At 39.4% G+C, this 2,764-nt stretch carries 2 protein-coding genes and 1 pseudogene; 1 reads left to right on the top strand and 2 read right to left on the bottom strand.

What is annotated here, in order from left to right:
- Positions 1 to 33 precede the first annotated feature (33 nt).
- Positions 34 to 429, bottom strand: a complete 396-nt coding sequence (locus AB6D07_RS22785) for a hypothetical protein (RefSeq protein ID WP_372140761.1) — start codon at positions 427 to 429, stop codon at positions 34 to 36.
- A 376-nt stretch (positions 430 to 805) separates the two neighbouring features.
- Between AB6D07_RS22785 and AB6D07_RS22780 the strand changes: the two genes are divergently transcribed.
- Positions 806 to 2,311: an aldehyde dehydrogenase family protein gene (locus AB6D07_RS22780; RefSeq protein WP_017098662.1), complete on the top strand. Its 1,506-nt coding sequence runs from the start codon at positions 806 to 808 to the stop codon at positions 2,309 to 2,311.
- A 193-nt stretch (positions 2,312 to 2,504) separates the two neighbouring features.
- Here AB6D07_RS22780 and AB6D07_RS22775 read toward each other — a convergent pair.
- Positions 2,505 to 2,639, bottom strand: a pseudogene (locus tag AB6D07_RS22775) (transposase); the annotation flags it as partial.
- Positions 2,640 to 2,764: the final 125 nt, after the last annotated feature.

Below are 2,764 nucleotides of genomic sequence, written 5' to 3'. Positions count from 1 at the left end.
AATACGCGAAACGGGGTTGTTCTATCTTTAAATTTAATTACGCAACAAAGCCCCTTCTCCATTCAATAGCATAACAATATGAAACTCTTCGCTTTTCCTCATCGCAGCAAGGAAAAGGCTCTCTCTCATTTCTCTTTGAATTATATTGTCGCTAATTACATACTTCGTCAAAACGTCAATCGCTTGTTGCTCGTTAATGTCTTCCTGACTAACTATCGCTGACAAGACACTTTTCGATAGATTTGACGAAATATCAAAATTTAGTTCTTTTGCCTTTACAATCATCGCTTTTATAACTTTGTTTTTTTGAGCTCTGATAGTACATATCTTCAGCTCATGCTTATCAAATGCATATCCAATGTCATCTAACAGTTGGCTCAATTCTTGATACACTTTACATTCCTCTAGTTCATTGTTCTTGTTCCTCATATGTTAACGTTATATGTTTAAAATAAAACAGTGAAACCAATTGCACCAACAAAACAAACCAACCAAATATCATGTAGTTATAAAAATAACACCATTATTACGTCCATAAGATCAGATATATATGTCCTATTTGGTTACTATATTGGTAATGATAGCGATCTATTTACATTGATAGAACTAGCATATTAAAATGAAATTCATTAGAAAAAGACATATACCCTAAGCATTCAAGACTTTTAGTTTCACGGTTAACATATAAACCATTGATTTAGTATGGCTATTTTTATTCTAGCTTAACCTATGGTTGAAGTTGCTTATTTTATTTTTCATGTGCGGGTGGATAATAACGCACAGAATCTAAAAAAAGGAACTGAAAATGTTATATGCACAACCAGGAACTGAAAATTCGATTGTCGATTTCAAGCCGCAGTATCAAAACTTCATAGGAGGGGCATGGGTAGCACCGAAACATGGAAAATATTTTACTAATACCTCCCCAATCAACCATTCTGTAATTTGTGAAATTCCAGCTTCGACTCAAGAAGACATCGATTTGGCAGTTAATTTTGCGCACAATGCGAAAAATGACTGGGCTTCAACATCAGTCACTGAGCGTTCAAACATATTATTAAAGATAGCTGAGCGTATTGAGAACAACCTTGAGATGCTTGCTATTACTGAAACATGGGACAATGGGAAACCTATTCGCGAGACTCTCGCCGCTGATATTCCACTCGTTGTCGACCATTTCCGCTATTTTGCTGGATGCATTAGAGCTCAAGAAGGTTCCGCTGCGGAACTAGATTCACAAACCATGACCTACCACTTCCCAGAACCTGTTGGTGTTGTAGGACAAATTATCCCATGGAACTTCCCACTCTTAATGGCCGCTTGGAAGCTGGCACCCGCGCTGGCTGCTGGCTGCTGCGTAGTATTAAAACCAGCGGAACAAACTCCTGCATCAATCTTAGTATTGATGGAGCTCATCGAAGATCTAGTCCCTGCCGGTGTAATCAATGTCGTAAATGGCTATGGTTCAGAAGCAGGTCAAGCACTTGCTACACATAAAAAGATTGCTAAAGTAGCCTTTACTGGCTCTACAGAAGTTGGACAGCATATTCTGAAGTGTGCCGCTGAGAACCTAATTCCGTCAACAGTCGAGCTAGGTGGTAAATCTCCAAATATTTTTATGGCTGATATATTTGATCACGAAGACAGTTACCTTGATAAGTGTATCGAAGGTGTCTTGTTAGCTTTTTTCAATCAAGGTGAAGTCTGCACGTGTCCTTCTCGAGTTTTGATTCATGAATCAATTTACGATCGCTTCATTTCACGTTTGCAAACTCGCATGAAAACGATCCAACAAGGAAACCCACTCGATACCGACACACAAGTTGGTTCACAGGTGTCACAAGAGCAATTTGACAAAATTCGCAAATACATAGCTCTTGGTCATGAAGAAGGTGCCGAATTACTTATTGGTGGTAACAGCAATGAAGACAATGGTTACTTTGTCGAGCCTACCCTCTTCAAAGGAACTAACGATATGCGTATTTTCCAAGAAGAGATTTTTGGCCCAGTCGTTGCTGTTACTACATTTAAGGACACTGAAGAAGCTCTGGCAATCGCCAACGATACTGAGTATGGCTTAGGTGCTGGAGTATGGACACGTGACAACAATCTGATTTCACATATGGCGAAAAATATACAAGCTGGGCGAATTTGGGTTAACTGCTACCATGCTTACCCTGCTCACGCTGCGTTTGGCGGCTATAAAAAGTCCGGGATTGGTAGAGAAACACACAAAATGATGCTAGACCACTACCAGAACACCAAAAATATCATCGTTAGCCACAGTGTTAATCCTTTAGGCTTCTTTTAAAAATTAAGCTAATTGTCTGCCCGAAAACCTAATGGGCAGACAAACATTTGGTTCATTATATTTATGGTCTAAGCCATGCCCATTTCCTTGACCCCTTTACAATGCAAGACTGAAAAAATATCCGCCTTCTTAGAAGGCAATTTCGCTTTATCATCCCTAGAAAGGGGCTTCCGCGCTATCAATTCTTCAATAACTACAGTTGTTGCTCATACTCTATGTCCTGCTTATCTTGGTGTCGTACATATCGGCGAATGACTTTTTCATTCACACCGACCGTATCTACAAAATACCCTCTAGCCCAAAAGTGATTTCCCCATAGTCTCGGCTTTGTTGCGTAATTCATTGGAACTAAACCTACGATCTGATCAGCTACATTCACTCCCTCTTGTAGCCCTATACCTAAACCTCGTTATAAAACAACCAACTGGAAGCAAAATACAATCAATAACTCAT

It is taken from the genome of Vibrio sp. 10N.239.312.C11, from assembly GCF_041466065.1.
Taxonomy (GTDB): domain Bacteria; phylum Pseudomonadota; class Gammaproteobacteria; order Enterobacterales; family Vibrionaceae; genus Vibrio; species Vibrio tasmaniensis_A.
This window is presented reverse-complemented; position numbering and strand designations above follow the sequence as displayed.